Origin of the sequence: Citrobacter sp. Cpo030 (genome assembly GCF_030333005.1) — a bacterium.
Classification (GTDB): domain Bacteria; phylum Pseudomonadota; class Gammaproteobacteria; order Enterobacterales; family Enterobacteriaceae; genus Citrobacter; species Citrobacter portucalensis.
Genome location: NZ_JAOWGT010000047.1, coordinates 153,664 through 175,929 on the forward strand (window position 1 = coordinate 153,664; position 22,266 = coordinate 175,929).

General features: G+C 49.4%; 23 protein-coding genes and 1 pseudogene. 11 read left to right on the plus strand and 13 right to left on the minus strand.

The genetic code is table 11. The features are described from left to right. Window positions 1-8 precede the first annotated feature (8 nt). Together OGY37_RS05805 and OGY37_RS05810 are read right to left on the minus strand one after the other, a co-directional pair. Window positions 9-1,388 carry an MFS transporter gene (locus OGY37_RS05805; RefSeq protein ID WP_286620324.1) on the minus strand — a complete coding sequence of 460 codons (1,380 nt, stop codon included), beginning with the start codon at window positions 1,386-1,388 and terminating at the stop codon, window positions 9-11. A 26-nt stretch (window positions 1,389-1,414) separates the two neighbouring features. Continuing rightward, on the minus strand, window positions 1,415-2,491 hold the full coding sequence (locus tag OGY37_RS05810; RefSeq protein WP_003832481.1) for a zinc-binding dehydrogenase: 1,077 nt from the start codon (window positions 2,489-2,491) through the stop codon (window positions 1,415-1,417). Window positions 2,492-2,787: 296 nt separating this feature from the next. On the opposite strand from OGY37_RS05810, the gene chiD reads away from it, so the two are divergent. Together chiD and yajD are read left to right on the plus strand one after the other, a co-directional pair. Continuing rightward, a complete protein-coding gene (gene chiD, locus OGY37_RS05815; RefSeq protein WP_286620326.1) occupies window positions 2,788-4,041 on the plus strand; it encodes a chitinase ChiD in 1,254 nt (417 codons plus the stop codon). Between the two features lie 92 nt (window positions 4,042-4,133). After that, on the plus strand, window positions 4,134-4,478 hold the full coding sequence (yajD, locus tag OGY37_RS05820; protein ID WP_003832478.1) for an HNH nuclease YajD: 345 nt from the start codon (window positions 4,134-4,136) through the stop codon (window positions 4,476-4,478). A 44-nt stretch (window positions 4,479-4,522) separates the two neighbouring features. Here the strand turns inward: yajD and OGY37_RS05825 are convergent, their stop codons facing one another. Both OGY37_RS05825 and msrB read right to left on the minus strand, forming a co-directional pair. Next, window positions 4,523-4,798: a YeaC family protein gene (locus tag OGY37_RS05825; protein WP_003030693.1), complete on the minus strand. Its 276-nt coding sequence runs from the start codon at window positions 4,796-4,798 to the stop codon at window positions 4,523-4,525. A 42-nt stretch (window positions 4,799-4,840) separates the two neighbouring features. After that, on the minus strand, window positions 4,841-5,254 hold the full coding sequence (gene msrB, locus OGY37_RS05830; protein WP_003832475.1) for a peptide-methionine (R)-S-oxide reductase MsrB: 414 nt from the start codon (window positions 5,252-5,254) through the stop codon (window positions 4,841-4,843). Between the two features lie 341 nt (window positions 5,255-5,595). On the opposite strand from msrB, the gene gapA reads away from it, so the two are divergent. Both gapA and OGY37_RS05840 read left to right on the plus strand, forming a co-directional pair. Then, window positions 5,596-6,591 carry a glyceraldehyde-3-phosphate dehydrogenase gene (gapA, locus tag OGY37_RS05835; RefSeq protein ID WP_003030697.1) on the plus strand — a complete coding sequence of 332 codons (996 nt, stop codon included), beginning with the start codon at window positions 5,596-5,598 and terminating at the stop codon, window positions 6,589-6,591. A gap of 72 nt (window positions 6,592-6,663) precedes the next feature. After that, the gene (locus OGY37_RS05840; RefSeq protein ID WP_123267004.1) at window positions 6,664-7,548 is read left to right on the plus strand and encodes a D-hexose-6-phosphate mutarotase; all 885 of its coding nucleotides are present in this window, start codon (window positions 6,664-6,666) and stop codon (window positions 7,546-7,548) included. Between the two features lie 288 nt (window positions 7,549-7,836). On the opposite strand, the gene OGY37_RS05845 is transcribed toward OGY37_RS05840, so the two are convergent. From OGY37_RS05845 to OGY37_RS05860, 4 genes are all read right to left on the minus strand, one after another. Further along, complete coding sequence (locus OGY37_RS05845) at window positions 7,837-8,691, minus strand: aldo/keto reductase (RefSeq protein WP_126956079.1); 855 nt, start codon at window positions 8,689-8,691, stop codon at window positions 7,837-7,839. A gap of 179 nt (window positions 8,692-8,870) precedes the next feature. Beyond that, the gene (locus tag OGY37_RS05850) at window positions 8,871-9,221 is read right to left on the minus strand and encodes a hypothetical protein (RefSeq protein ID WP_148362085.1); all 351 of its coding nucleotides are present in this window, start codon (window positions 9,219-9,221) and stop codon (window positions 8,871-8,873) included. Between the two features lie 10 nt (window positions 9,222-9,231). After that, entirely contained in the window at window positions 9,232-9,474 is a 243-nt protein-coding gene (locus OGY37_RS05855; RefSeq protein ID WP_148362086.1) for a hypothetical protein, read from the minus strand. A 581-nt stretch (window positions 9,475-10,055) separates the two neighbouring features. Next, a complete protein-coding gene (locus tag OGY37_RS05860; protein WP_148362087.1) occupies window positions 10,056-10,802 on the minus strand; it encodes a MipA/OmpV family protein in 747 nt (248 codons plus the stop codon). A gap of 433 nt (window positions 10,803-11,235) precedes the next feature. Between OGY37_RS05860 and yeaG the strand changes: the two genes are divergently transcribed. Then, window positions 11,236-13,170, plus strand: coding sequence for a protein kinase YeaG (yeaG, locus tag OGY37_RS05865; RefSeq protein WP_003030707.1), 1,935 nt, complete (start codon window positions 11,236-11,238; stop codon window positions 13,168-13,170). 120 nt (window positions 13,171-13,290) lie between these two features. Then, the gene (locus OGY37_RS05870; protein WP_003832459.1) at window positions 13,291-14,574 is read left to right on the plus strand and encodes a YeaH/YhbH family protein; all 1,284 of its coding nucleotides are present in this window, start codon (window positions 13,291-13,293) and stop codon (window positions 14,572-14,574) included. An 85-nt stretch (window positions 14,575-14,659) separates the two neighbouring features. Here the strand turns inward: OGY37_RS05870 and OGY37_RS05875 are convergent, their stop codons facing one another. Then, entirely contained in the window at window positions 14,660-15,070 is a 411-nt protein-coding gene (locus OGY37_RS05875) for a hemerythrin domain-containing protein (RefSeq protein ID WP_148362088.1), read from the minus strand. A gap of 13 nt (window positions 15,071-15,083) precedes the next feature. Beyond that, window positions 15,084-15,854: a class I SAM-dependent methyltransferase gene (locus tag OGY37_RS05880; protein ID WP_126318384.1), complete on the minus strand. Its 771-nt coding sequence runs from the start codon at window positions 15,852-15,854 to the stop codon at window positions 15,084-15,086. Between the two features lie 164 nt (window positions 15,855-16,018). Between OGY37_RS05880 and dgcJ the strand changes: the two genes are divergently transcribed. From dgcJ to OGY37_RS05895, 3 genes are all read left to right on the plus strand, one after another. Further along, the gene (gene dgcJ / locus OGY37_RS05885; protein ID WP_148362089.1) at window positions 16,019-17,509 is read left to right on the plus strand and encodes a diguanylate cyclase DgcJ; all 1,491 of its coding nucleotides are present in this window, start codon (window positions 16,019-16,021) and stop codon (window positions 17,507-17,509) included. Window positions 17,510-17,553: 44 nt separating this feature from the next. Next, window positions 17,554-18,057, plus strand: a complete 504-nt coding sequence (locus OGY37_RS05890) for a YbaK/prolyl-tRNA synthetase associated domain-containing protein (RefSeq protein ID WP_126318388.1) — start codon at window positions 17,554-17,556, stop codon at window positions 18,055-18,057. Window positions 18,058-18,195: 138 nt separating this feature from the next. Then, entirely contained in the window at window positions 18,196-18,642 is a 447-nt protein-coding gene (locus OGY37_RS05895; RefSeq protein WP_003832453.1) for a DUF441 domain-containing protein, read from the plus strand. On the opposite strand, the pseudogene OGY37_RS05900 reads toward OGY37_RS05895, so the two are convergent. Further along, window positions 18,619-19,417 (minus strand): annotated as a pseudogene (locus tag OGY37_RS05900) (AraC family transcriptional regulator). The gene OGY37_RS05895 and the pseudogene OGY37_RS05900 sit on opposite strands and share 24 nt — an antisense overlap. Window positions 19,418-19,516: 99 nt before the next feature. Between OGY37_RS05900 and OGY37_RS05905 the strand changes: the two are divergent. Further along, the gene (locus tag OGY37_RS05905; protein WP_003832449.1) at window positions 19,517-20,704 is read left to right on the plus strand and encodes a CynX/NimT family MFS transporter; all 1,188 of its coding nucleotides are present in this window, start codon (window positions 19,517-19,519) and stop codon (window positions 20,702-20,704) included. 37 nt (window positions 20,705-20,741) lie between these two features. Here the strand turns inward: OGY37_RS05905 and OGY37_RS05910 are convergent, their stop codons facing one another. Next, window positions 20,742-21,449, minus strand: coding sequence for a CTP synthase C-terminal region-related (seleno)protein (locus OGY37_RS05910; RefSeq protein ID WP_149384620.1), 708 nt, complete (start codon window positions 21,447-21,449; stop codon window positions 20,742-20,744). Between the two features lie 198 nt (window positions 21,450-21,647). Between OGY37_RS05910 and OGY37_RS05915 the strand changes: the two genes are divergently transcribed. Continuing rightward, complete coding sequence (locus tag OGY37_RS05915) at window positions 21,648-21,995, plus strand: DUF488 domain-containing protein (RefSeq protein ID WP_003832445.1); 348 nt, start codon at window positions 21,648-21,650, stop codon at window positions 21,993-21,995. Between the two features lie 7 nt (window positions 21,996-22,002). Here the strand turns inward: OGY37_RS05915 and OGY37_RS05920 are convergent, their stop codons facing one another. Next, a complete protein-coding gene (locus tag OGY37_RS05920) occupies window positions 22,003-22,251 on the minus strand; it encodes a putative hemolysin (RefSeq protein WP_149280839.1) in 249 nt (82 codons plus the stop codon). Between the last annotated feature and the right edge of the window lie 15 nt (window positions 22,252-22,266).

Genomic DNA, 22,266 nt, shown 5'->3' on the forward strand with positions numbered 1-22,266 from the left:
CATCAATATTATTTGCTGGTAACTGCATCAATACCGAGACTTTCGACAGAGACGCCTTTGGTTTCAATTCCGATGGTAGCAATGGCGACAGCGACAATAATGGAGACCGCACCCAGCAGTACAAATACACCCGTCACTCCATAACCGTTAAGCAATACCGCGACCGCATAAGGCGCGGCGATACCGCTGATACGCCCTACCGCATTCGCCAGACCAGAACCGCGAAGTTTCGCTTCGGTCGGCCATATTTCCGGAACATAGACTGCCGAGGCGTAACAAACGTACATATAGACAAAAGTAATCAGGAAGAAACCAATTAGCGTAATCAGTAGCATGCTGGTTTGCAGTGAATAGATATATCCCAGCACGGCAATTAACACTAATAATCCCACACCCATTGTCTTTCTGGGAATTTTATCCATTACCAGCATGGCGATAAAAATCCCAAACGGCGCGCCGAACATACTCATGGTATTTAAGACAATGGAGTCTTTCAGATTAATACCCTGAGTCATAAATATTGTCGGTAGCCAATTAATTAAGGTGTACTGGACGACGTTCATGGCAATCAGAACAAAGGAACCCAAAATAACCCGCTTCAGTAATACCCCGGTTAATAATGCGGAGTACGGAACAGAACGCGGTTGTTTGCCATCATCATCGATTACGACTGGTGGCAGCGGTTTGCCGGTCTGTCGAATAACGCCATCCTCAATGACCCGCATCACCTGTTCAGCTTCCTGGTAACGTCCGCGAGATTCCAGCCAGCGAGGCGACTCAGGGAAACTGCGCCACGCAATAACAGTTGCTATGAGCGATAGCACAGCAGGAATCAACAACTGTACGCGCCAGTTCCATTCCGCGCTGATAAGTGGCGTCAGCCCCATCGCAATCAGTGAACAGAGTGGATAAGACCAGTTGCCAATAAACGATACCCGACTGGACCAGGTTCCACGATTTCGGCCTGGCATATACTCGGTAAACCCTGCAAATAAGGTCACTAACAGTGCGCCTAATCCAACTCCCATTACAAAACGGCAGGCGATCAGGAAAGTCATATTGGGTGAAAACGCGCCAACGATCATAGAAATAATATGAATCGCTTCATACAAAATAAATGCGTTTTTACGTCCGGTTTTATCGCCGATAATTCCCCCACCGAGCGCGCCGAGAAACATTCCCGCCGTCGTAATGGCAGAAAACGTGGCGGTGGTGGAATTATCGGTCCAACCAAGCTCTTTTAACTGCGCGAGAATTAATCCGCCAACGGCATTACTCCAACAAACCAGTAATCCAAAGGCAACCATCGCAAAAATCGACGTGTGCCAACGGCAGTCAGGTAGCCTGTCCAGCCTGGCGCCGCAGTGCGGTTTTGCTATTTGTTCCATGCGATAACATCCTTTTAATAAACATGTTATTCATCAAAGTCGTAAGTCATGATGACTTTAATCGCGGTTTTATCGACCATGGCGTCAAACCCTTCACGCCATTGCGACAGGCCGATACGGTGAGTGATCATCGGTTTAACGTTGATTGCGCCGCTGGCCAGCAGGCGTATAGCATTGCGCCAGGATGTGGAATCGTAGGCCATATGGCCAATGATGCTTTTATTCCACGCGGTGATATCGTTGATGGAGAAATCGAGAGGTTTAAAGCCCATACCGACGCGAACGACTTCACCATTCGGGCGCAGCATTTCGATCGATTGTTTTAGGGCGATATTGGCACCAGAGCATTCGATGACCAGCCCCAGATTGTCTTTACCGCAGATTTCCTGGCAGCGTGCAACCACATCTTCGGTCGAACCGTTAACGACAGCTGTCGCACCCAGCTCTTTGGCGATCGGGAAGCGTACGGCAACATCCTCTTCCAGCCCGACCATCACAATATTAACGGCCCCCATAATGCGCGCCATTTGAACGGAAAAGAGTCCTAATGGACCGGTACCAAAGACCACCACATCCTGGCCTGGAAGAAATTTGGATTGCTGAGCGATAGATTTGTAGGCATTGCATATAGGATCCAGTACAGCCGCCTCTTCATAATCTACCCCTGCCGGGATTTCCCACAGAGCATGGCGGTGAATTTTGAGTATTTCCCCAGGGACCAGACAATATTTAGAAAACCCACCGCCCCAGGTATTGTTGTCCAGACCTAAATTCACCTTTTCTGTACAACAAAGAAAATCGCCCTGTTCACAGGCCGGACAAACGCCGCAAACGTGCCCGCTGTTGTCAGACACAACTCGCTGTCCCACCTTCCAGTCCTTAACCTTGTCGCCAACCTGCACAATTTGACCCGCAAATTCATGACCACGAATCGAATTAAACTGCTCGGATCCACTGTCGACATTGTAGTGTTTCATGTCAGCGCCGCAGATAGCAGCAGCCTTAATTTCAATCACAACGTCATCCGGACCACATACCGGTTCCGGAACATCAATCATCTTGTAGCCGCCAAAGGCCTTGCCAAATCTTGCCAGTGCTTTCATGGAATTTTCCTTTGTGTTTAGTTTTGCATCAGTGACCATCATACTTATCCATATAATTTTTGAGGTCAACACCAAATCTTTAAAACACAGATTTTGATCTGTATTTCACAACCAAGATCACAAATAAATGCAAAGTTGAACTGAAACCCAAGTGAACGTGGCTGCCGCTTCGCTAAAATGGCGTGAACCCCTTCGCATTTTTCCTGTTATGAAACTGTTAACCTGTGGGTGCTGTTTTTTTCGCCACGCCATTTCCGTGGCGTGTTTGCTTGTTTAAATGTCAAAGAGGAACACCGATGAAACTATTGCCTTTGTTGGCAGCACTACCCCTGCTCTGCGCCAGCGTTGTTTCCGCCAGTTCACTGATGTCAGTTGGCTACTTTAATGGTGGCGGCGACGTCACTGCCGGTCCCGGTGGCGACATCAATAAACTGGATGTTCGCCAGATAACCCATCTCAACTATTCGTTTGGCCTTGTCTATAACAACGAAAAAGACGAGACCAATGACGCCTTAAAAGACGCCAGCAAACTGCATCAGATTTGGCTTTCACAGAAAGTGCAGGATGATTTGCTGAAAATTCCACAGCTGCGTAAACAAAATCCAAACCTGAAAGTTTTGCTTTCCGTCGGCGGTTGGGGAGCGCGTGGATTCTCTGGCGCGGCAGCAACGAAGGAAACACGCGCAGTGTTTATTCAGTCTGCGCAGGAGATAATTGCGAAATATGGTCTGGATGGCATCGATCTCGACTGGGAATATCCGGTTAACGGCGCCTGGGGACTGGTCGAAAGCCAACCGGCTGACCGCGTTAACTTCACCGCGCTATTAACAGAGCTGCGCGCCGCATTGGGGCATAAAAAACTGCTGACCATCGCCGTGGGCGCAAATGCAGAAAGTCCGAAAAGCTGGGTGGATGTCAAAGCCATTGCACCATCGCTCGACTACATCAACCTGATGACCTACGACATGGCTTACGGCACCCAATATTTCAACTCGAACCTGTATGATTCGACGCAATGGCCGACGGTCGCCGCAGCGGATAAGTACAGCGCCGATTTTGTGGTCAATAACTATCTCGCCGCCGGTCTGAAACCGAGTCAAATGAATCTGGGCATTGGCTTTTATGGCCGCGTACCAAAACGCGCCGTTGAGCCAGGTATTGACTGGAGCAAACCTGACGCGCAGAAAAACCCGGCTACCCAGCCCTATTTCGAGTCAGCTCAAATTGAGTTTTTCAAATCACTGGGCATCGACCTGAGCAAAGATACCTACGTGAAGTACAACGATATTGTGGCGAAGTTGATTAACGATCCGCAAAAACGCTTTAGCCAACATTGGGATGATGAAGCGAAAGTGCCGTGGCTGTCGGTACAGTCTGCGGATGGAAAAAAACTCTTTGCCCTCTCCTATGAAAACCCGCGTTCAGTGGCGATCAAAGCCGACTACATCAAAAGCAAAGGGTTGGCAGGCGCCATGTTCTGGGAGTACGGCGCAGATGACAATAATCAGTTGGCGAAGCAGTTAGCCGATTCGTTAGGCATCAAACACTGATCCCAACACCTGACACAATAGGTTATGATTAGCGCATTCCGCTGCGCCAGCTTTTGGCGCAGCTCTTCATTTCTACTGGAGGCATGAGCTTTATGGCTTTTATCCCTAAAAATTACGCCCGTCTGGAAGTCGGTTACCGGGAAAAGGCGCTTAAACTCTTTCCCTGGGTCTGCGGACGCTGTTCCCGTGAGTTCGTGTATTCAAATTTGCGCGAGTTGACGGTACACCATATCGATCACGATCACTCGAATAACCCGGAAGATGGTAGCAACTGGGAAATGTTGTGCCTGTACTGCCACGATCACGAACATTCCAAATATACGGAAGCGGACCAGTATGGTTCAACGGTGGTTGCAGGAGAAGATGCGCAAAAGGCCGTAGGCGAAGCGAAATACAACCCGTTCGCCGATCTGAAGGCGATGATGAACAAGAAATAATATCAACTGCAGGCCCGACACAGATGTTTGCCGGGCCTGGGTAATTAGGATTTAAACGTCGCAATCGGTTCTGGCGTAATACCAAACTCAACCTTCAACTGCTGCTTGCTCTTCATAACCATCTCACCGTTGGTATCAATCGTCATATGCTGTGCGTCAATATTGTTTCGCGCCTGCCATAACATCACCAGCTGTAAGCTATTCTCTTTTTGTTCTGCCGTTAGCGCTACGCCATCCGGCCATTTCCCTAGCTCAACGGCAGTCGATAAGCGCTGATAAACTTCCGGCGTCATGCTGTTGATCATCTCATCAAGATTCATGTTAAATCCACTCTCCGTAGAATAATTTGCTGAATCGTTTCTTCAACCCTTGGTTTGCTCACCGTTTTCACCATCGGTGAAGTTCAAAGACGCTGAGTTAACGCAGTACCGTTCACCGGTAGGTTTCGGACCATCCGGGAAGACGTGTCCCAGGTGCGCATCACAGTTTCCACAGCGGATTTCAATGCGCTGCATGCCGTGTGACGTATCTTTTATGTAACGGATAGCCTCATCGCTGACAGGCTCGTAAAAGCTGGGCCAGCCGCAGCCAGAGTCATATTTTGTCTCGGAACGAAATAGCGGATTGTCGCAGATCAAACAGTGATAGATGCCGTCACGTTTGTTATGTAGCAAACGTCCGGTAAATGGCGGTTCTGTCCCGTGATTCTGCGTTACGTAGAACTGCATTTCGGTTAAATTTTTTTTCAGTTCTTCTGGAGAAGGTTGATTAGCCATTTGCTCACATCTCGCTTTATCTAAACTCACATCGCGGGACAGATTCTAACAAAACATTAACACCGGAGTGCGAACTTTTGTTCTAAACTTGATCCTTGCGAAATGGCAGCCTGCAATTCGTGATCAGAATCACGTTTTTATCTTGATTGCCCTTTAAAATTCGGGCCGCCGACCCCATGTGGTTTCAAGCCCAAAGGAAGAGTGAGGCGAGTCAGTTGCGCAAAGCTTAGGCAGCAGATTGATTTGTCGCAATGATTGACACGATTCCGCTTGACGCTGCGTAAGGTTTTTGTAATTTTACAGGCAACCTTTTATTCACTAACAAATAGCTGGTGGAATATATGACTATCAAAGTAGGTATCAACGGTTTTGGCCGTATCGGTCGCATTGTTTTCCGTGCTGCTCAAGAACGCTCTGACATCGAGATCGTTGCAATCAACGACCTGTTAGACGCTGACTACATGGCTTACATGCTGAAATATGACTCCACTCACGGCCGTTTCAACGGTACCGTTGAAGTGAAAGACGGTCATCTGATCGTAAACGGTAAAAAAATCCGTGTTACCGCTGAACGTGATCCGGCTAACCTGAAATGGGACGAAGTTGGTGTTGACGTAGTAGCTGAAGCTACTGGCCTGTTCCTGACAGATGAAACCGCTCGTAAGCACATCACTGCTGGCGCGAAAAAAGTGGTTCTGACTGGTCCGTCCAAAGATAACACTCCGATGTTTGTTAAAGGCGCTAACTTTGACAAATACGAAGGTCAGGACATCGTTTCTAACGCTTCCTGCACCACTAACTGCCTGGCTCCGCTGGCTAAAGTTATCAACGACAACTTCGGCATCATCGAAGGTCTGATGACTACTGTTCACGCGACCACCGCTACTCAGAAAACCGTTGATGGCCCGTCTCACAAAGACTGGCGCGGCGGCCGCGGCGCATCCCAGAACATCATCCCGTCCTCTACCGGTGCAGCTAAAGCTGTAGGTAAAGTACTGCCAGAACTGAACGGCAAACTGACTGGTATGGCGTTCCGCGTTCCTACCCCGAACGTATCCGTTGTTGACCTGACTGTTCGTCTGGAAAAAGCTGCTTCTTACGAAGAAATTAAGAAAGCAATCAAAGCTGCTTCCGAAGGCCCGATGAAAGGCGTTCTGGGTTACACCGAAGACGACGTAGTATCTACCGATTTCAACGGTGAAGTTTGCACTTCCGTATTCGATGCTAAAGCTGGTATCGCACTGAACGACAACTTCGTGAAACTGGTATCCTGGTACGACAACGAAACCGGCTACTCCAACAAAGTTCTGGACCTGATTGCACACATCTCCAAATAAGTTGAGATGAAACAGTAATCTGTAAGAGCGACTCAGGTCGCTCTTTTTTTTGCCTGAAGAAAGGATTGCGTAATGATTAATAAAATTTTTGCACTTCCGGTAATCGAACAAATTACCCCTGTCCTCTCCCGCCGTCAGCTTGATGAGCTTGAGGTTCTTGTTGTCGATCACCCACAGGTTAAAGCTTCTTTCGCACTGCAGGGCGCACATCTTCTTTCCTGGAAACCAAATGGTGAAGAGGAAGTCCTGTGGCTAAGTAATAATACCCCGTTTAAAACCGGCGTAGCGCTGCGTGGCGGCGTACCAATTTGCTGGCCGTGGTTTGGTCCGGCTGCTCAGCAGGGCCTGCCTTCGCATGGTTTTGCCCGCAATCTGCCATGGACGCTGAAAGCTCACAACGAAGACGACAATGGCGTGGTGCTGACGTTTGAACTGCAGAGCAACGCTGAAACGCGTCAGCTTTGGCCACACGAGTTTTGCCTACTGGCCCGCTTCAAAGTGGGAGCCACCTGTGAGATGGAGCTGGAAGCTCATGGTGAGTTTGAAACCACCTCGGCACTGCATACCTATTTCAACGTTGGTGACATTGCGGCAGTGAAAGTAAGTGGTCTTGGCGATCGCCTGATCGATAAAGTGAATGATGCTAAAGAAGATGTGCTGGCTGATGGTATCCAGACCTTCCCGGACCGCACCGATCGCGTTTATCTGAATCCGGAAGCGTGTAGCGTGATTCATGATGATGCGTTGAATCGCAATATCGACGTTGTCCATCACCACCACCTGAATGTCGTTGGCTGGAACCCTGGCCCGGCGCTGTCCGTCAGCATGGGCGACATGCCGGATGATGGCTACAAAACGTTTGTTTGTGTAGAAACGGCTTACGCGACCGCTCCGCAGAAAACCACCGAAGAAAAACCATCTCGCCTCGCGCAGACTATTCGTGTAGCTAAACGCTAACACAGCTCTGCGCACCGTGCCGGATGCTGCCAACGCCTTATCCGGCCTACAAACTACACGCAGCCGTAGGCCTGATAAGCGCTGCGCCATCAGGCAGTTCCGCGCACCGTGCCGGATGCTGCCAACGCCTTATCCGGTCTACAAACTACACGCAGCCGTAGGCCTGATAAGCACAGCGCATCAGGCAGTTCCGCGCACCGTGCCGGATGCGGCCAACGCCTTATCCGGCCTACAAACTACACGCAGCCGTAGGCCTGATAAGCTGTGGGAACATCGGCATTTGGCAAATCAGGCCATATCCAGCGCGGTTTTACCTTTTGGCGCCGGATACGCCTTATCTAACTGCTTCAACTCATCTACAGAGAGCGTTATCTCCAGCGCGGCGGCATTTTGTTCGACATGCGCTACGCTTGCGGCTTTCGGAATTGCTATTACACCCGACTGGCGAATCACCCATGCCAGCAAAATCTGCGCAGCGCTAACATTGTGCGCGTGCGCGATGTCATTCACCACAGAGTTAGAAAGCAAATCGCCACGCAGTCGTCCCGCCTGGGCCAGCGGACTGTATGCCATGACCGGCATCTGCTGCTGCTGGCACCACGGCAGTAAATCATATTCAATACCGCGCGAGGCTAAATGATAAAGCACCTGATTAGTTGCACACTCTCGTCCACCGGGTACCTGCCATAACGCCTGCATATCATCATAATCGAGATTCGAGACGCCCCAACGGCAGATTTTCCCCTGCGCAATCAGTGTTTCCATGGCATCGACGGTCTCTGCAAATGAAAAATCGCCCATCCAGTGCAGCAAATAGAGATCCAGATAATCAGTTTTCAGTCGACGCAGGCTCGCTTCGCAGGCGGCAATGGCTTTCTGTCCGCCGGCATTCCATGGGTAAACTTTCGAGACTAAAAAAGCGCTATCACGCCGCCCCGTTAATGCTTCACCCACTACCTCCTCCGCTGCACCATCAGCGTACATTTCTGCGGTATCAATCAATCGCAAGCCTAGATCCAGTCCGGCCTGCAGCGCAGACACTTCATCCCGGCGTCGGCTTGGATCCTCGCCCATGTACCATGTTCCCTGCCCAATAGCAGGAAGCGATACCTGGTTTGTAAACGTCACCTGTTTCGCTGTCATCGCACCCTCCTGTGTTAATGCACCACAGTAAAGCAAAACAACGCGCATGTGTCCTGTTAGGGTGCACAAATTGCACCATCATGGATTGGAAACCGATCGTTAAGGCGAGCGAAATAAAAAGCCCGGGAACAGCAGATGTTCCCGGGCCGAAATAATACAAAATCTTAACTACGAAGTGGTTATTTTAACCGACCTAGATATTTTCCCTCTTTCATGGCGTTGATTTTTCCGTTTTTATAGACGATGACGGAAATCAAACCTGCGCTATAAGACTGAGCTTCTGCACTATTCTCATCATTTGCCGCAGGTTTGCCATTAATATAAGCAATGCCATCAGCACCACGTTTAAAGTCCACTCCAAGTTTATTCACATGCACGGGCGTGATTTTACTGGCGTGTACCGGGGCATTCGCGTCACTGACCATGGTTTTCTGTTCATGCTGTAACTGCTGGCGGTAAGCCTCGCTAATGGCATACGCAGGTGCAGTAGAGGAAGCCACCAACGCAGCGATAATAATTAATTTTTTCATACGTTACACCTTAATACTTATCGTGTTTGTGGTGATGGCTGGAATTAGTATCATTTGTGCCATACACGTTTTGCGCGTTTTCCATAGCCTGTTTTTCAGCAGCAGCATTGATTGTCGCCTGACGGTTTTGCTCCGCAATATAGCAGGCATCACGGCTCACACCCTTACTTTCGCAAGCATTCATGCGTGAAGCCTCGGTGGAACAACCAGCCAGAATCCCGCCCATCACAGCTATCATGATTAACTTTTTCATTATATATACCAGGTTTATTCTCAAAAAATCCACATGGCGTATTATATTTAATGCCATGAAGAGTTGCTGTCGCTACTTTAAAGTTTACTTAATATCTGCAATGGAATATTTAATGTCAATTTTAATTTTTTCAGATAAACACCTAAAGATGTAAAATTAAAATCAATCGATTAATTTTTGTTTTTTTCACATGAAAGTTAACTTTCGCCATGAGATAAACATGCTAAAAGAGTTATCAATAATTTTCATTGCGCTTAACAATAAGAAAATTACGCTTACCTCGATCGTAAATTTTAGTATTATCAACGCATTGAATAGCTACAAACCATTACTTCATGACAATGATTTGCTAAACCATCACGACTTTATTTCGTTCAAAAATGAATAGATAACAGGCTAATAAAATAGCAAGTATATTTTTAGTAACAGCGACAGGAATAATACGTTAAAAATTCGTTGTAGCCTGACAGAATGCCAAAACAGCACAAAAAATCAAATCTCATGTTTTAGATCAATATTCATCTCCGTCAAGCACAAAAAAGCCCGCACTGATGCGGGCTAGTGTTTGACGCGCATTAGTATCAGAACTTGTAGGTTACACCCACCGAGAAGATGCCAGACCAGGACTTATCGACCATCGGGCTGTCTTTCACTTCATCACTCAAACGCACATAACGGCCAGTGCCGTATACGTTCCAGTTGCCAAGGAAGTTATAGCTCGCGGTCAACTCCAGGTACGGATCCCATCCATCGTCAGCGTTGTAGCTTTTCAGACCACTGCGGCGAGACTCGCGATTGGACACGCCATAATAATAGTCGTTGTAGTTTTCGCTGCTGTACTGCACACCGATACCCGGCGTCAGAGTCAGCCCACCATTAGTGTAACGGTAGAGCCAAGCCAGATCCCAGATAAAGCCGTTGCTGTTATCCAGAGTATCACCCGCCAGTGCAGTACGCAGGAAACCATACTGGGTGTTATGTACATACGAGAGGCCAGCCATCATGCTGCTTTTACGCTTGTCGAGTTGGCGCAAAGCATGGCTATCGCTATCACCTGGCTTGAAATGCGTCGGATCATAGTACGCCATGATGGAAAGCTTATCTGTCGTGTCATTCCACAAATAGTAACCGCCACCCAAGCCGTGGAACCACACATTATCGCCTTCATAGGTGACAACCGGAACAGGGTAAACATCGCGGTCATACTGTTTGTATGGGCTGTTAATCACGCCGACACCCGCGCCAACAGTCCACTGGCTTTCAGCCTGTGCGGTGCTAACTGCGGTTGCGGCAAGGACGCTAAGTGCCAGAAGTTTGAGTTTGGTCACAATCCATAATTCCTTATTCAAATGTGTAGCGGTCAAAGTGTAACCGCCAATACGCTTCAGCCCAACTATTTTACGTATTCGCCCCAGAATGTAACCCCCTAATTTCTCAGCGAGTGATGACATTTTGCTTGCAGGACGATGAACACCGCATGAATCCCGCTCCAATTCTTTACATAAGATGTGCTTTTTTTGCTGATGAGTTATTGATATGCCATTGAAATTCATTTGCGCACACAGGCAAGTTTTGCAAATGCCATCTACGCTTAATTTTAGAAGGTGTATCACCGAATACGTTGATCTCCTGACCACTAAAATGGCATGAGAGTTGCTTATTTCCTCAGCAGCGACGTCGTTCAGTTTACCTCTTCAGGGGCCTCTACTATTCATATGAACGGCTCTTAACATGTGCTAAAAAACGAAAGGACGGCATACCATGAATATATTCGATCACTATCGCCAGCGTTATGAAGCTGCCAAGGACGAAGAGTTCACGCTGCAGGAGTTTCTTACCACTTGTCGGCAAGATCGCAGTGCTTATGCCAACGCGGCAGAGCGGCTATTAATGGCTATTGGTGAGCCTGTCATGGTCGACACTGCCCACGAACCTCGACTTTCTCGACTCTTTTCGAATCGGGTAATTGCACGCTATCCCGCCTTTGAAGAGTTTTACGGCATGGAAGACGCCATTGAGCAAATTGTTTCTTATTTGAAACATGCGGCTCAGGGTCTGGAAGAGAAGAAGCAGATTCTGTATCTGCTGGGGCCTGTGGGAGGGGGAAAATCATCTCTTGCTGAGCGGCTGAAGTCGCTGATGCAGAGAGTACCAATTTATGTCCTGAGTGCCAATGGCGAACGTAGCCCGGTCAACGATCATCCGTTATGCCTGTTTAATCCGCAGGAGGACGCGCAGATCCTGGAAAAAGAGTATGGGATCCCGCGTCGCTATCTCGGTACGATCATGTCGCCTTGGGCTGCGAAACGTCTGCACGATTTTGGCGGGGACATTACAAAATTCCGCGTCGTCAAAGTCTGGCCGTCTATTCTGGAGCAGATCGCTATCGCCAAAACGGAGCCTGGTGATGAAAACAACCAGGATATTTCTGCGCTGGTCGGGAAAGTGGATATTCGTAAACTCGAACACCACGCCCAGAACGATCCTGATGCCTACGGTTATTCGGGGGCACTGTGCCGCTCAAACCAGGGGATTATGGAATTCGTTGAGATGTTTAAAGCACCGATTAAAGTGCTGCATCCTCTGCTGACCGCCACCCAGGAAGGAAACTACAACGGTACAGAAGGTATCTCTGCCCTGCCGTTTAACGGGATTATTCTTGCCCACTCGAACGAGTCCGAATGGGTAACGTTCCGTAATAACAAAAACAATGAGGCGTTCCTTGACCGTGTTTACATCGTCAAAGTGCCTTATTGCCTGCGGATCTCTGAAGAGATCAAAATTTACGAAAAACTGCTTAACCACAGTGAGCTGACCCATGCGCCTTGCGCACCGGGCACGCTGGAAACGCTCTCTCGCTTTACCATTCTTTCTCGCCTGAAAGAACCTGAGAACTCGAGCATTTATTCGAAGATGCGCGTTTACGATGGCGAAAGCCTGAAAGATACCGATCCGAAAGCGAAATCCTATCAGGAGTATCGGGATTACGCCGGGGTTGATGAGGGAATGAACGGTCTGTCCACGCGTTTCGCGTTTAAGATCCTCTCTCGCGTCTTTAACTTTGACCATGCCGAAGTGGCAGCTAACCCGGTACATCTGTTTTACGTACTGGAGCAGCAAATCGAACGTGAACAGTTCCCGCAGGAGCAAGCTGAGCGTTATCTTGAGTTCCTGAAAGGCTATTTGATCCCGAAATATGCTGAATTCATCGGCAAAGAGATCCAGACGGCTTATCTCGAATCCTATTCCGAATACGGACAGAACATTTTCGACCGTTATGTCACTTATGCGGATTTCTGGATTCAGGATCAGGAGTATCGCGACCCGGATACCGGTCAGCTGTTTGACCGCGAGTCGCTGAACTCAGAACTGGAGAAAATTGAGAAGCCGGCGGGTATCAGTAACCCGAAAGATTTCCGTAACGAGATCGTCAACTTTGTTCTGCGTGCCAGAGCGAATAACAGCGGTCGCAATCCAAACTGGACCAGTTACGAAAAACTACGCACGGTTATTGAGAAGAAAATGTTCTCCAATACCGAGGAGTTGCTGCCGGTCATTTCGTTCAATGCTAAAACCTCGACTGACGAGCAGAAAAAACACGACGATTTTGTCGACCGTATGATGGAAAAAGGCTACACGCGTAAACAGGTGCGTTTACTGTGCGAATGGTATTTGCGCGTACGTAAATCGTCTTAACATAAGTGCCCGGTGGCGCATGCCTTACCGGGCTTGCAAAACAATGTTCCGTAGGCCGGATAGCGCCAGCGCCATCCGGCACTTACAGACATGGCGAACAGTTGGCAGTACGGGGGGCTTATGACCTGGTTTATTGACCGGCGTCTTAACGGCAAAAACAAGAGCACGGTAAACCGCCAGCGCTTCTTACGCCGTTATAAATCGCAAATTAAACAGTCGATCTCCGAGGCCATTAACAAGCGTTCGGTGACTGATGTGGATAGCGGCGAATCTGTCTCTATTCCGACTGATGATATTAGCGAACCAATGTTTCATCAGGGACGTGGTGGTCTGCGCCATCGCGTGCATCCGGGTAACGACCATTTTGTGCAGAATGACCGCATTGAACGCCCACAGGGCGGCGGTGGCGGTTCAGGAAGCGGACAAGGCCAGGCCAGCCAGGATGGTGAGGGTCAGGATGAGTTCGTCTTTCAGATCTCTAAAGATGAATATCTCGATCTGTTGTTCGAAGATTTAGCACTTCCTAACCTGAAGCAGAATCAGCAGCGTCAGTTAACGGAGTACAAAACGCACCGGGCAGGTTTTACCTCTAACGGTGTGCCTGCCAACATCAGCGTGGTGCGATCCCTGCAAAACTCACTGGCGCGCCGCACGGCGATGACAGCGGGTAAGCGTCGCGAACTGCATGCTCTCGAAGCGGATCTGGAAACCATCGCGAAAAGCGAACCAGCGCAGTTGCTGGAAGAGGAACGGTTACGCAAAGAGATTGCCGAACTACGGGCAAAAATCGAACGCGTGCCATTTATCGACACCTTTGATTTACGCTACAAGAATTATGAAAAACGCCCCGACCCTTCCAGCCAGGCGGTGATGTTCTGCCTGATGGACGTCTCTGGTTCAATGGATCAGTCGACCAAAGATATGGCTAAACGTTTTTATATCCTGCTGTATTTGTTCTTAAGCCGGACCTATAAGAACGTGGAGGTGGTTTATATTCGCCACCATACCCAGGCGAAAGAAGTGGATGAGCACGAGTTCTTCTACTCTCAGGAAACCGGGGGAACCATTGTCTCCAGTGCGCTGAAGTTAATGGATGAAGTGGTGAAAGATCGCTACAACCCTGCCCAATGGAACATCTATGCTGCACAGGCATCGGACGGTGATAACTGGGCTGATGATTCACCGCTGTGTCATGAGATTTTGGCGAAAAAACTGCTGCCAGTGGTACGCTATTACAGCTATATCGAAATCACTCGCCGCGCTCACCAGACCTTGTGGCGTGAATACGAACATCTACAGTCAACCTTTGATAACTTTGCGATGCAGCATATCCGCGACCAGGATGATATTTACCCGGTATTCCGCGAACTGTTTCATAAACAAAGTACGACCAGCAATAGTTAACCACCTAAACAAATCAGCCAGAGGTTATCTTCTCTGGCTGATTTATTCCGGGTGTGGTGCCTTCCGTTCAGCACGTAAAATGACCCTACATCCTTTCCACCAGCGGATAGAAATCTTTATTTTCTTTTTGCATACGCTCAAACACTTTGCGTAGAACAGTGTTGGCATCGCGCCTGAATGCTTCATCATTGCCTATTAATTTACTGGCAATATTCCAGCGCCGGGAAAATACGTCATAATCACTGACGATATCTGTCATTTCACGTTGAAATTTTGAGCTAACCTGTCTGAGCGTGCTATTTCCATCCTGCTCAATATGCGGATAAAGGAACTGATCTTCAGCAGACAAATGCGTTTTTATAATCGCACTCATGCTAACGATCGCAGTAGCAATTTCCTGCGCGTTGGATGATACACCTGCCTGGCTCAACTTACGTAAAAATGAAATTTTCTCAAGGATTTCAACATGCTGATTTTTCATCTTATCAATATTCATCCGTTTATCCTTTTTATTTTCCCTTTACAGAGCAGCAGGCAATATAGTTGAGTTGATGACGTTGCGAACGGAAGAAGCGAAACATTTTCAGGAACCGACGACGATTTTCGCTCGTGCGTAAGCCGTTAAACACAATTTTAACCGCCCCTGTAAGCCCTTCATCACGAATTAATCCGCGCGGCGACATCAGCGACATGTTGCCATTCTGCTGCAGGACCTGTTCGAACCCGCAGTTAAGAAACAAATCACGCCAGCCTTGTCTGGTCATTGGGCTAACGTTTGATTTCACCACATCAACAAGCTGGTCCTGATCGCCCGCACCCAGTTTCTGGGCGGTGAACATAATATCGTGGGTGAGCAGACGTCCACCGGGCTTCAACACGCGATAATATTCGGCAATTAACTTCGCCTTCGCTTTGTCGGCATACATTGTCAGCATGGCTTCGTTAATCACAACATCGAAACTGTTATCCGCAAAAGGAAGAGTGTTGGCGTTTGCAGCCATCACATGAATGTGATTTTCCAGACCATTTGCCGCTACGTTATTCCTTGCGTTTGACAGTGCGGTTTTATCCATATCAATGGCGTATACCGTACAGCCATAGCGTTGAACTAACTCTATCGCCGTCGTCGCCATATTACACGCCACTTCAAGCACCTGGCTGCCGGGCGTCAGCTGAGACTGACTAAACAACCATTCTGTTGCTTCAACGCCGCCCGGACGCAGACGGGTTTTGCCCAGGCTGGCTAAAAATGTATGACCCGCTTTTTCAGTCGCGCTCATTGGCCTGTCTCCTTTCTATAAGTTGCATTATAAATACAACATTAAGAGTTAAAGGTGAAGTACGCGAATGATTTTTATTTCAAAATGTCCTTTCCCGTAGCGTTAGAGCGGATGTATGCCGTGTGATAGACTGAAGTATCAGACTTACAGGGCTGTAAATCATTATGAAATTGCATCATAAAGCGCTCAGGATCTTTATCTCCGTCAGCGTAATTGTTTTGACGTCTTCTTTTTTGGTTTATGAGCTCATTGCCAGCGATAAAGCAATGAATGCGTACATGCGCTATATCAATGAGAAAGCCGACTCCTCGTTTCTCTATGATAAGTACACAAATCAGAGCATCGCAGCCCATCTGATGCGCACATTTTCGTCCCCTCAGGGGCCTGCTTCTCTCGAACAGCAAAAAGCACTTTGCAACGCTTTCGACAGCGTTAACGGCACTCATGGGCTCAATCTCACTAAGCGTAACTATCTGCCATTACACGGTACGTTGCAGACCACCTCAACAAAATGTAGCGAACAACTTGATGACATTTTTCTGCTGCCCTCTTTTGACCGGGCGGTCAATGTTAATCGCCAGCAGAAAGATTACGGTCAGGGATTAGGGACGCTGGAGTATAAATTTCGATATTACGTCGATCTTAAAAATAACTACGTCTATTTCTATGACCTGATCGACTCGCGGAAATTTGCGATACACAACTGGTCGTTTTTGCAAAAAGGCACGCTGGGAATCGACCAGAATGATATTGACGGTATTTTTACTGGCCGCACGGTGATCTCCAGTATTTATGAAGATAACCTGACCGAGAAAAAGGTGATGAGCTTTTTAACACCGGTTTACTACGCCAATAAGCTAAAAGGCGTGGTGATGGTGGATATTAACAAAGAGAATTTACAGAATATTTTCTATACCAGCGACCGCCCTCTCGTCTGGCGTTATCTTAACGTAACCGTCTCTGATACCAGTTCAGGTAAAGAGATCCTCGTTCATAAAAGTGAAACCGATCTGTTCCGCTATGTTCACTATGAGAAGGACATACCTGGCGGTATACGTATCACCCTCTCACTTGATGTTATGTACTTTATTGTCTCGTCCTGGAAGATATTCGCGTTCTATCTACTGGCAACGATATTGCTGCTGAATATGGTCAGAACGCATTTTCGGCTGTATCACAACGTCACGCGGGAAAATATCAGTGACGCGATGACCGGGCTCTACAACCGTAAAATTCTAACGCCGACGCTCGAACAGCGTTTACAACAGTTAGTAAACTCCGGCACCCTCGTGACCTTTATCGCTATTGATTGCGACAAACTAAAAGTTATTAATGATACGTTGGGGCATAAGGAAGGCGACCGCATTATCACCCTCCTGGCCAAAGCTATTCAAACGTCCATTCGCAAAAGTGACTATGCCATCCGCCTCGGTGGCGATGAGTTTTGCATTATCCTCATCGATCACCCCAGTGAATTAACGCCCCGCCTGCTGGAGAGGATTCGCTATAACTTACAAATTATTGCGCAAGATAGATCAATCAGCTTCTCTGTCGGAATTTATAATATGCAGCCAAACGACACCATTGATGATGCCTACAAAGCATCTGATGCACAGCTCTACCTGAACAAACAGAAAAAACGCACCGATGCGTAATCATTTTTCTGACAGGATTTTCATTGTTGTACCAGGAGTAAGTCATGACGGAAGTAAACAAAGGTAACGCAACGCACCAGCGTTTAATCTCCCTGTTGTCAGAACACGGTGCGACCTACCGCGTAGTCAGCCATGAAGCCGTAGGCAAATGTGAAGCTGTCTCTGAAATTCGCGGTACCGCGCTGGGTCAGGGTGCAAAAGCGCTGGTCTGCAAAGTAAAAGGCAACGGCGTCAATCAGCATGTTCTGGCGATCCTCTCTGCCGATCAGCAGGCGGACCTGAGCCTGTTGGCTAGCCATATTGGCGGGTTGAGAGCGTCACTTGCCAGCCCGGCGGAGGTAGATGAACTAACAGGCTGCGTATTTGGTGCTATCCCACCGTTCAGTTTTCATCCGAATCTCAAGCTGGTCGCCGACCCGCTGTTGTTTGAGCGTTTTAATGAAATTGCGTTCAATGCCGGAATGCTGGAAAAATCCGTGATCATGGATACCGCAGATTACCTGCGCATCGCGAAACCGGAATTAATCCCGTTCCGCAGAGCACAATAACTGCCCAAGTTAGCAGTAAAAAACATCGCTTCGTGCGTTAGCCCAAAAAAAATCATAATCATTAAAAAAAGCCTGTTCCGTCACGCGTTTACGCGTACAGTAAGCAGGCTTATTTTTTCTTTTGGCAAGGAAACTACGATGTTTGATGTCACTCTGCTGATCCTGCTCGGACTGGCAGCTCTGGGCTTTGTCAGCCACAACACCACTGTCGCTGTTTCAATTCTGGTGCTGATTATTGTCCGTGTTACCCCTCTGAATACCTTCTTTCCCTGGATTGAAAAACAGGGCCTGACCGTCGGGATTATAATTCTGACCATTGGCGTCATGGCGCCGATCGCCAGCGGAACGCTACCGCCCTCCACGCTCATCCACTCCTTTGTGAACTGGAAATCACTGGTTGCTATTGCCGTTGGGGTATTTGTCTCCTGGCTTGGCGGACGCGGCGTTACGCTAATGGGCAGCCAGCCTCAGCTTGTTGCTGGTTTACTGGTGGGCACGGTACTGGGCGTGGCGCTGTTTCGCGGTGTGCCAGTGGGGCCGCTTATTGCGGCAGGTCTGGTCTCATTGATTGTTGGGAAGCAGTAGCCAGCCCGTTCAGATAACGGCCTGGTGTCTGTCCCAGGCCTTTTTTGAACATAGTGATAAATGCCGTGGGCGAATCGTACCCGAGCATTTGCGCGACCTGTTGTACATTGCGACCATCAATTAACGCCTGCAGCGCCAGAATCAGCTGGAGCTGGTGACGCCAGCGGCGAAAACTCAACCCCGTTTCTTTGACGACCAGGCGAGCAAGGTTACGTTCACTCATCGCAAATACGCTGGCCCATTGTCCCAATGTCTGCCATTGTGCAGGCTCTCTCGCCATCGTTGCGACCATTCTGCGAATTTTCGGGTGATCGGAAACCGGCAACTGCATTTGCTCCTGGGGTTGCTGCGGCAGTTCATCAAACAACACCTGCGTCAGCCGCTGGGTTGCCGGCTCCAGCCGTTGGGCATCCGTTTTGGATGCCAGCGCCAGAATAAGCTCCCGGCACAACGGAGCAATTTTCAGCGTGCAGCAACGATCGGGCATCACGACGGCCTGCGGCTCAATAAACAAAAAGCATAATTGTGCGCCAACGGTAACGTGGTTGCTGTGTGGAATTTCACCGGGGATCCACACCGCATATTGCGGGGGCACCATCCACATAGCATTTTCAACCTCACAAGTGATCGCGCCATGCAACGCCAGAATCAACTGGCCTTTACGGTGCTGATGCAGCGGACTAAAAAGTTCATCTTCCCGGGCCTGAATACAAAACGCCACGGCCGCATCGTGGTGAAGATCCGGTTCATATCCATCCAGCCTCAGTCCTAACATAAAAATGTCCGATTTAAGCGATAAACTGTCATTTTAGCTTGATTCATCCATTGTGTAAAAACGCTAAGGTATCGCCTCGCCTGACGATATGAGAAAAAAATGACAAATACTCCTTCCTCCCGTGGCAAGAACGCAGCGTTGCTGATCGCGGGGATCCTGATGATTGCCACCACATTGCGCGTCACCTTTACCGGAGCTGCCCCGTTGCTGGATGCAATTCGCGCCGACTACGGTCTGAGCACTGCCCAGACGGGGCTTCTGACCACCCTGCCACTGCTGGCTTTCGCACTGGTTTCACCTCTGGCTGCCGCCGTTGCGCGCCGTTGGGGTATCGAACGCAGCTTGTGTGTCGCTATGCTACTGATTTGCGCTGGTATTGCGATACGTTCGCTGCCCTCACCCGGGTTCCTGTTTAGCGGCACCGCGATCATTGGTTGCGGAATCGCCTTGGGCAATGTGCTTTTACCCGGACTGATTAAGCGTGATTTTGCTCAGCATGTGGCGAAGCTCACTGGCGCATACTCGCTGACCATGGGCGCGGCAGCGGCACTGGGTTCCGCCATTGTGGTACCGCTGGCGTTGAACGGGTTTGGCTGGCGCGGTGCGCTGATGGTACTGATGGCCTTTCCGCTACTGGCGCTGATTATCTGGTTACCCCAATGCCGCCAGACGGCCAATGCCAGCTTGAGCAACTCGCGCGCGCTGCATTCCCGCGCGATCTGGCGCTCCAGCCTCGCCTGGCAGGTGACGCTGTTTCTGGGGATCAATTCGCTTATCTACTACGTCATCATCGGCTGGCTGCCCGCTATTTTGATCAGTCACGGCTACAGCGAGTCGCAGGCCGGTTCACTGCATGGTTTACTGCAGCTGGCGACCGCCGCGCCGGGATTATTGATTCCTCTCGTCCTGAACAGATTTAAGGATCAGCGCGCCATCGCCGCTCTGGTTTCATTAATGTGCGCCGTCGGCGCGGCGGGATTCGCCATAATGCCCGACCAGGCATTGCTATGGACCATCCTGTTTGGCTTTGGCTCGGGCGCGACGATGATCCTCGGCTTGACCTTTATTGGCCTGCGCGCAAGCTCAGCGCATCAGGCTGCTGCCCTCTCCGGCATGGCACAGTCTGTCGGATATTTACTGGCGGCCTGCGGACCACCACTGATGGGGAAAATTCACGACCTCAACGATAGCTGGCTGATTCCTCTTGGCGGGGTCGCCGTGTTAGCGATGCTGATGGCGGTATTTGGTTTGTGCGCGGGGCGCAATCGGGAGATCGCGAGCGCATAATGCACAGGGCAGGTTCGTGAACAACCTGCCCGTTTTTTTATCCGCGCGCGGCGCGCAGCATCGCCTGAACTAACGGCACGGGTTTTCCCGCCAGCGCTCCGCGTTCATGTTGAAAGAGCGTGCCAACATAAAATGGATGCGTCACCAGCTCAATGGCACGAATATCACCAACCTCATCCCAACCGGTCACCCGAAGATCGCCGCTTTCAAGCTCGGCGGCAAAATCCTCCGATACGCCATAGTTGCAGTGATATCCCTCGGTGATAACATCCCGCCCGTAGGCTTTGGCAATCAGCGTATTGGCCCGCAGCTCAATATCATCCGTTTTTTCTACCAGCGAGCAGGTCAATGGTGCTATCACCATTCGACCCGTGGTGTCCGTCTCGGCGTGGCCGGCATCGCTCCAGCCCAGCACGTTGCGGGCGTACTCCAGAATCGCATGCTGAAAACCGCCGCAGGTACCCAGGAATGGGATGCTGTTTTCACGCGCGTAGCGTATCGCTATCAGCGCCCCTTCAAGATGGCGATATGGACTGCCTGGAACGACCCAGATGGCATCATAGCCAATCAAGTCCTCACTGCTGTTGATATCAGATGTAGTTAGCCAGTCGTAATCAGCCACTAATTCCAGAACGGCGGCAGCATCATCGATAGCAAGGGGAATAGCCTTGTGCGCCACAATATTGGGGCTGTAATCACCCACCAGCGCAATGCGAAGCGTATCTTTAATTGGGGAAATTTCCATTAAGCTTTCCTTGTGTCCTGACAATAAGGGACAGCATAAGGAGCCTCAGCCTACCGACTTTTTAGTGGTATCACAATCCCTTAAATTGGGAGTCAGGACAGGCAAAATGCTATAATGGTCACGTTTTACGATCTTATTTAACCGTAATAAAATTGATGAGCAATACCTGAGCGGTAGCTGAAAGGAGCGGATGAAGAGATGAAGATTCAGTGTAAACGCGTGTATGACCCGGCAGAAAAAAGCGATGGTTATCGCGTACTGGTCGACCGATTGTGGCCACGCGGGATAAAAAAGACTGACCTTGCTTTCAACGAATGGAATAAAACGCTGACGCCATCCTCTGAATTGCGCAAAGCATTCCACGCAGAACTGATCGATTTTTCACACTTTTCCGAACAATATCGCGCAGAGCTGGCTCAACAGCAGCAGGAAGGAAAGCGCCTCGCAGAGATTGCCCGACAGCAAACCTTAACGCTACTGTATGCGGCGAAAAATACCCAGCAAAACCACGCACTGGTGCTCGCTGAGTGGCTACGTCAATGCTGACCGCGTATCACTTGCCCGTTGCCGGATGATCTCTACGCCAGAGTGACCATTCATCAATCACTTCCCCGCCGGGTAGTTTGCAATCCGATCTAGCGCCTTGTGGCGTCTGTACTGGAATCAGCGAACCGCCCTTTTGTTCGCAATACACCGATGCTGGATTCGCCATGCCAACTTTTGGTGGCACAGGCGCTTCCGGTTCCGTGGTACACCCCGCCAGCACCAGCAAGCCGGGCAAAAAAATAGATGCCAGTTTCATATTTACTCCTGTTAA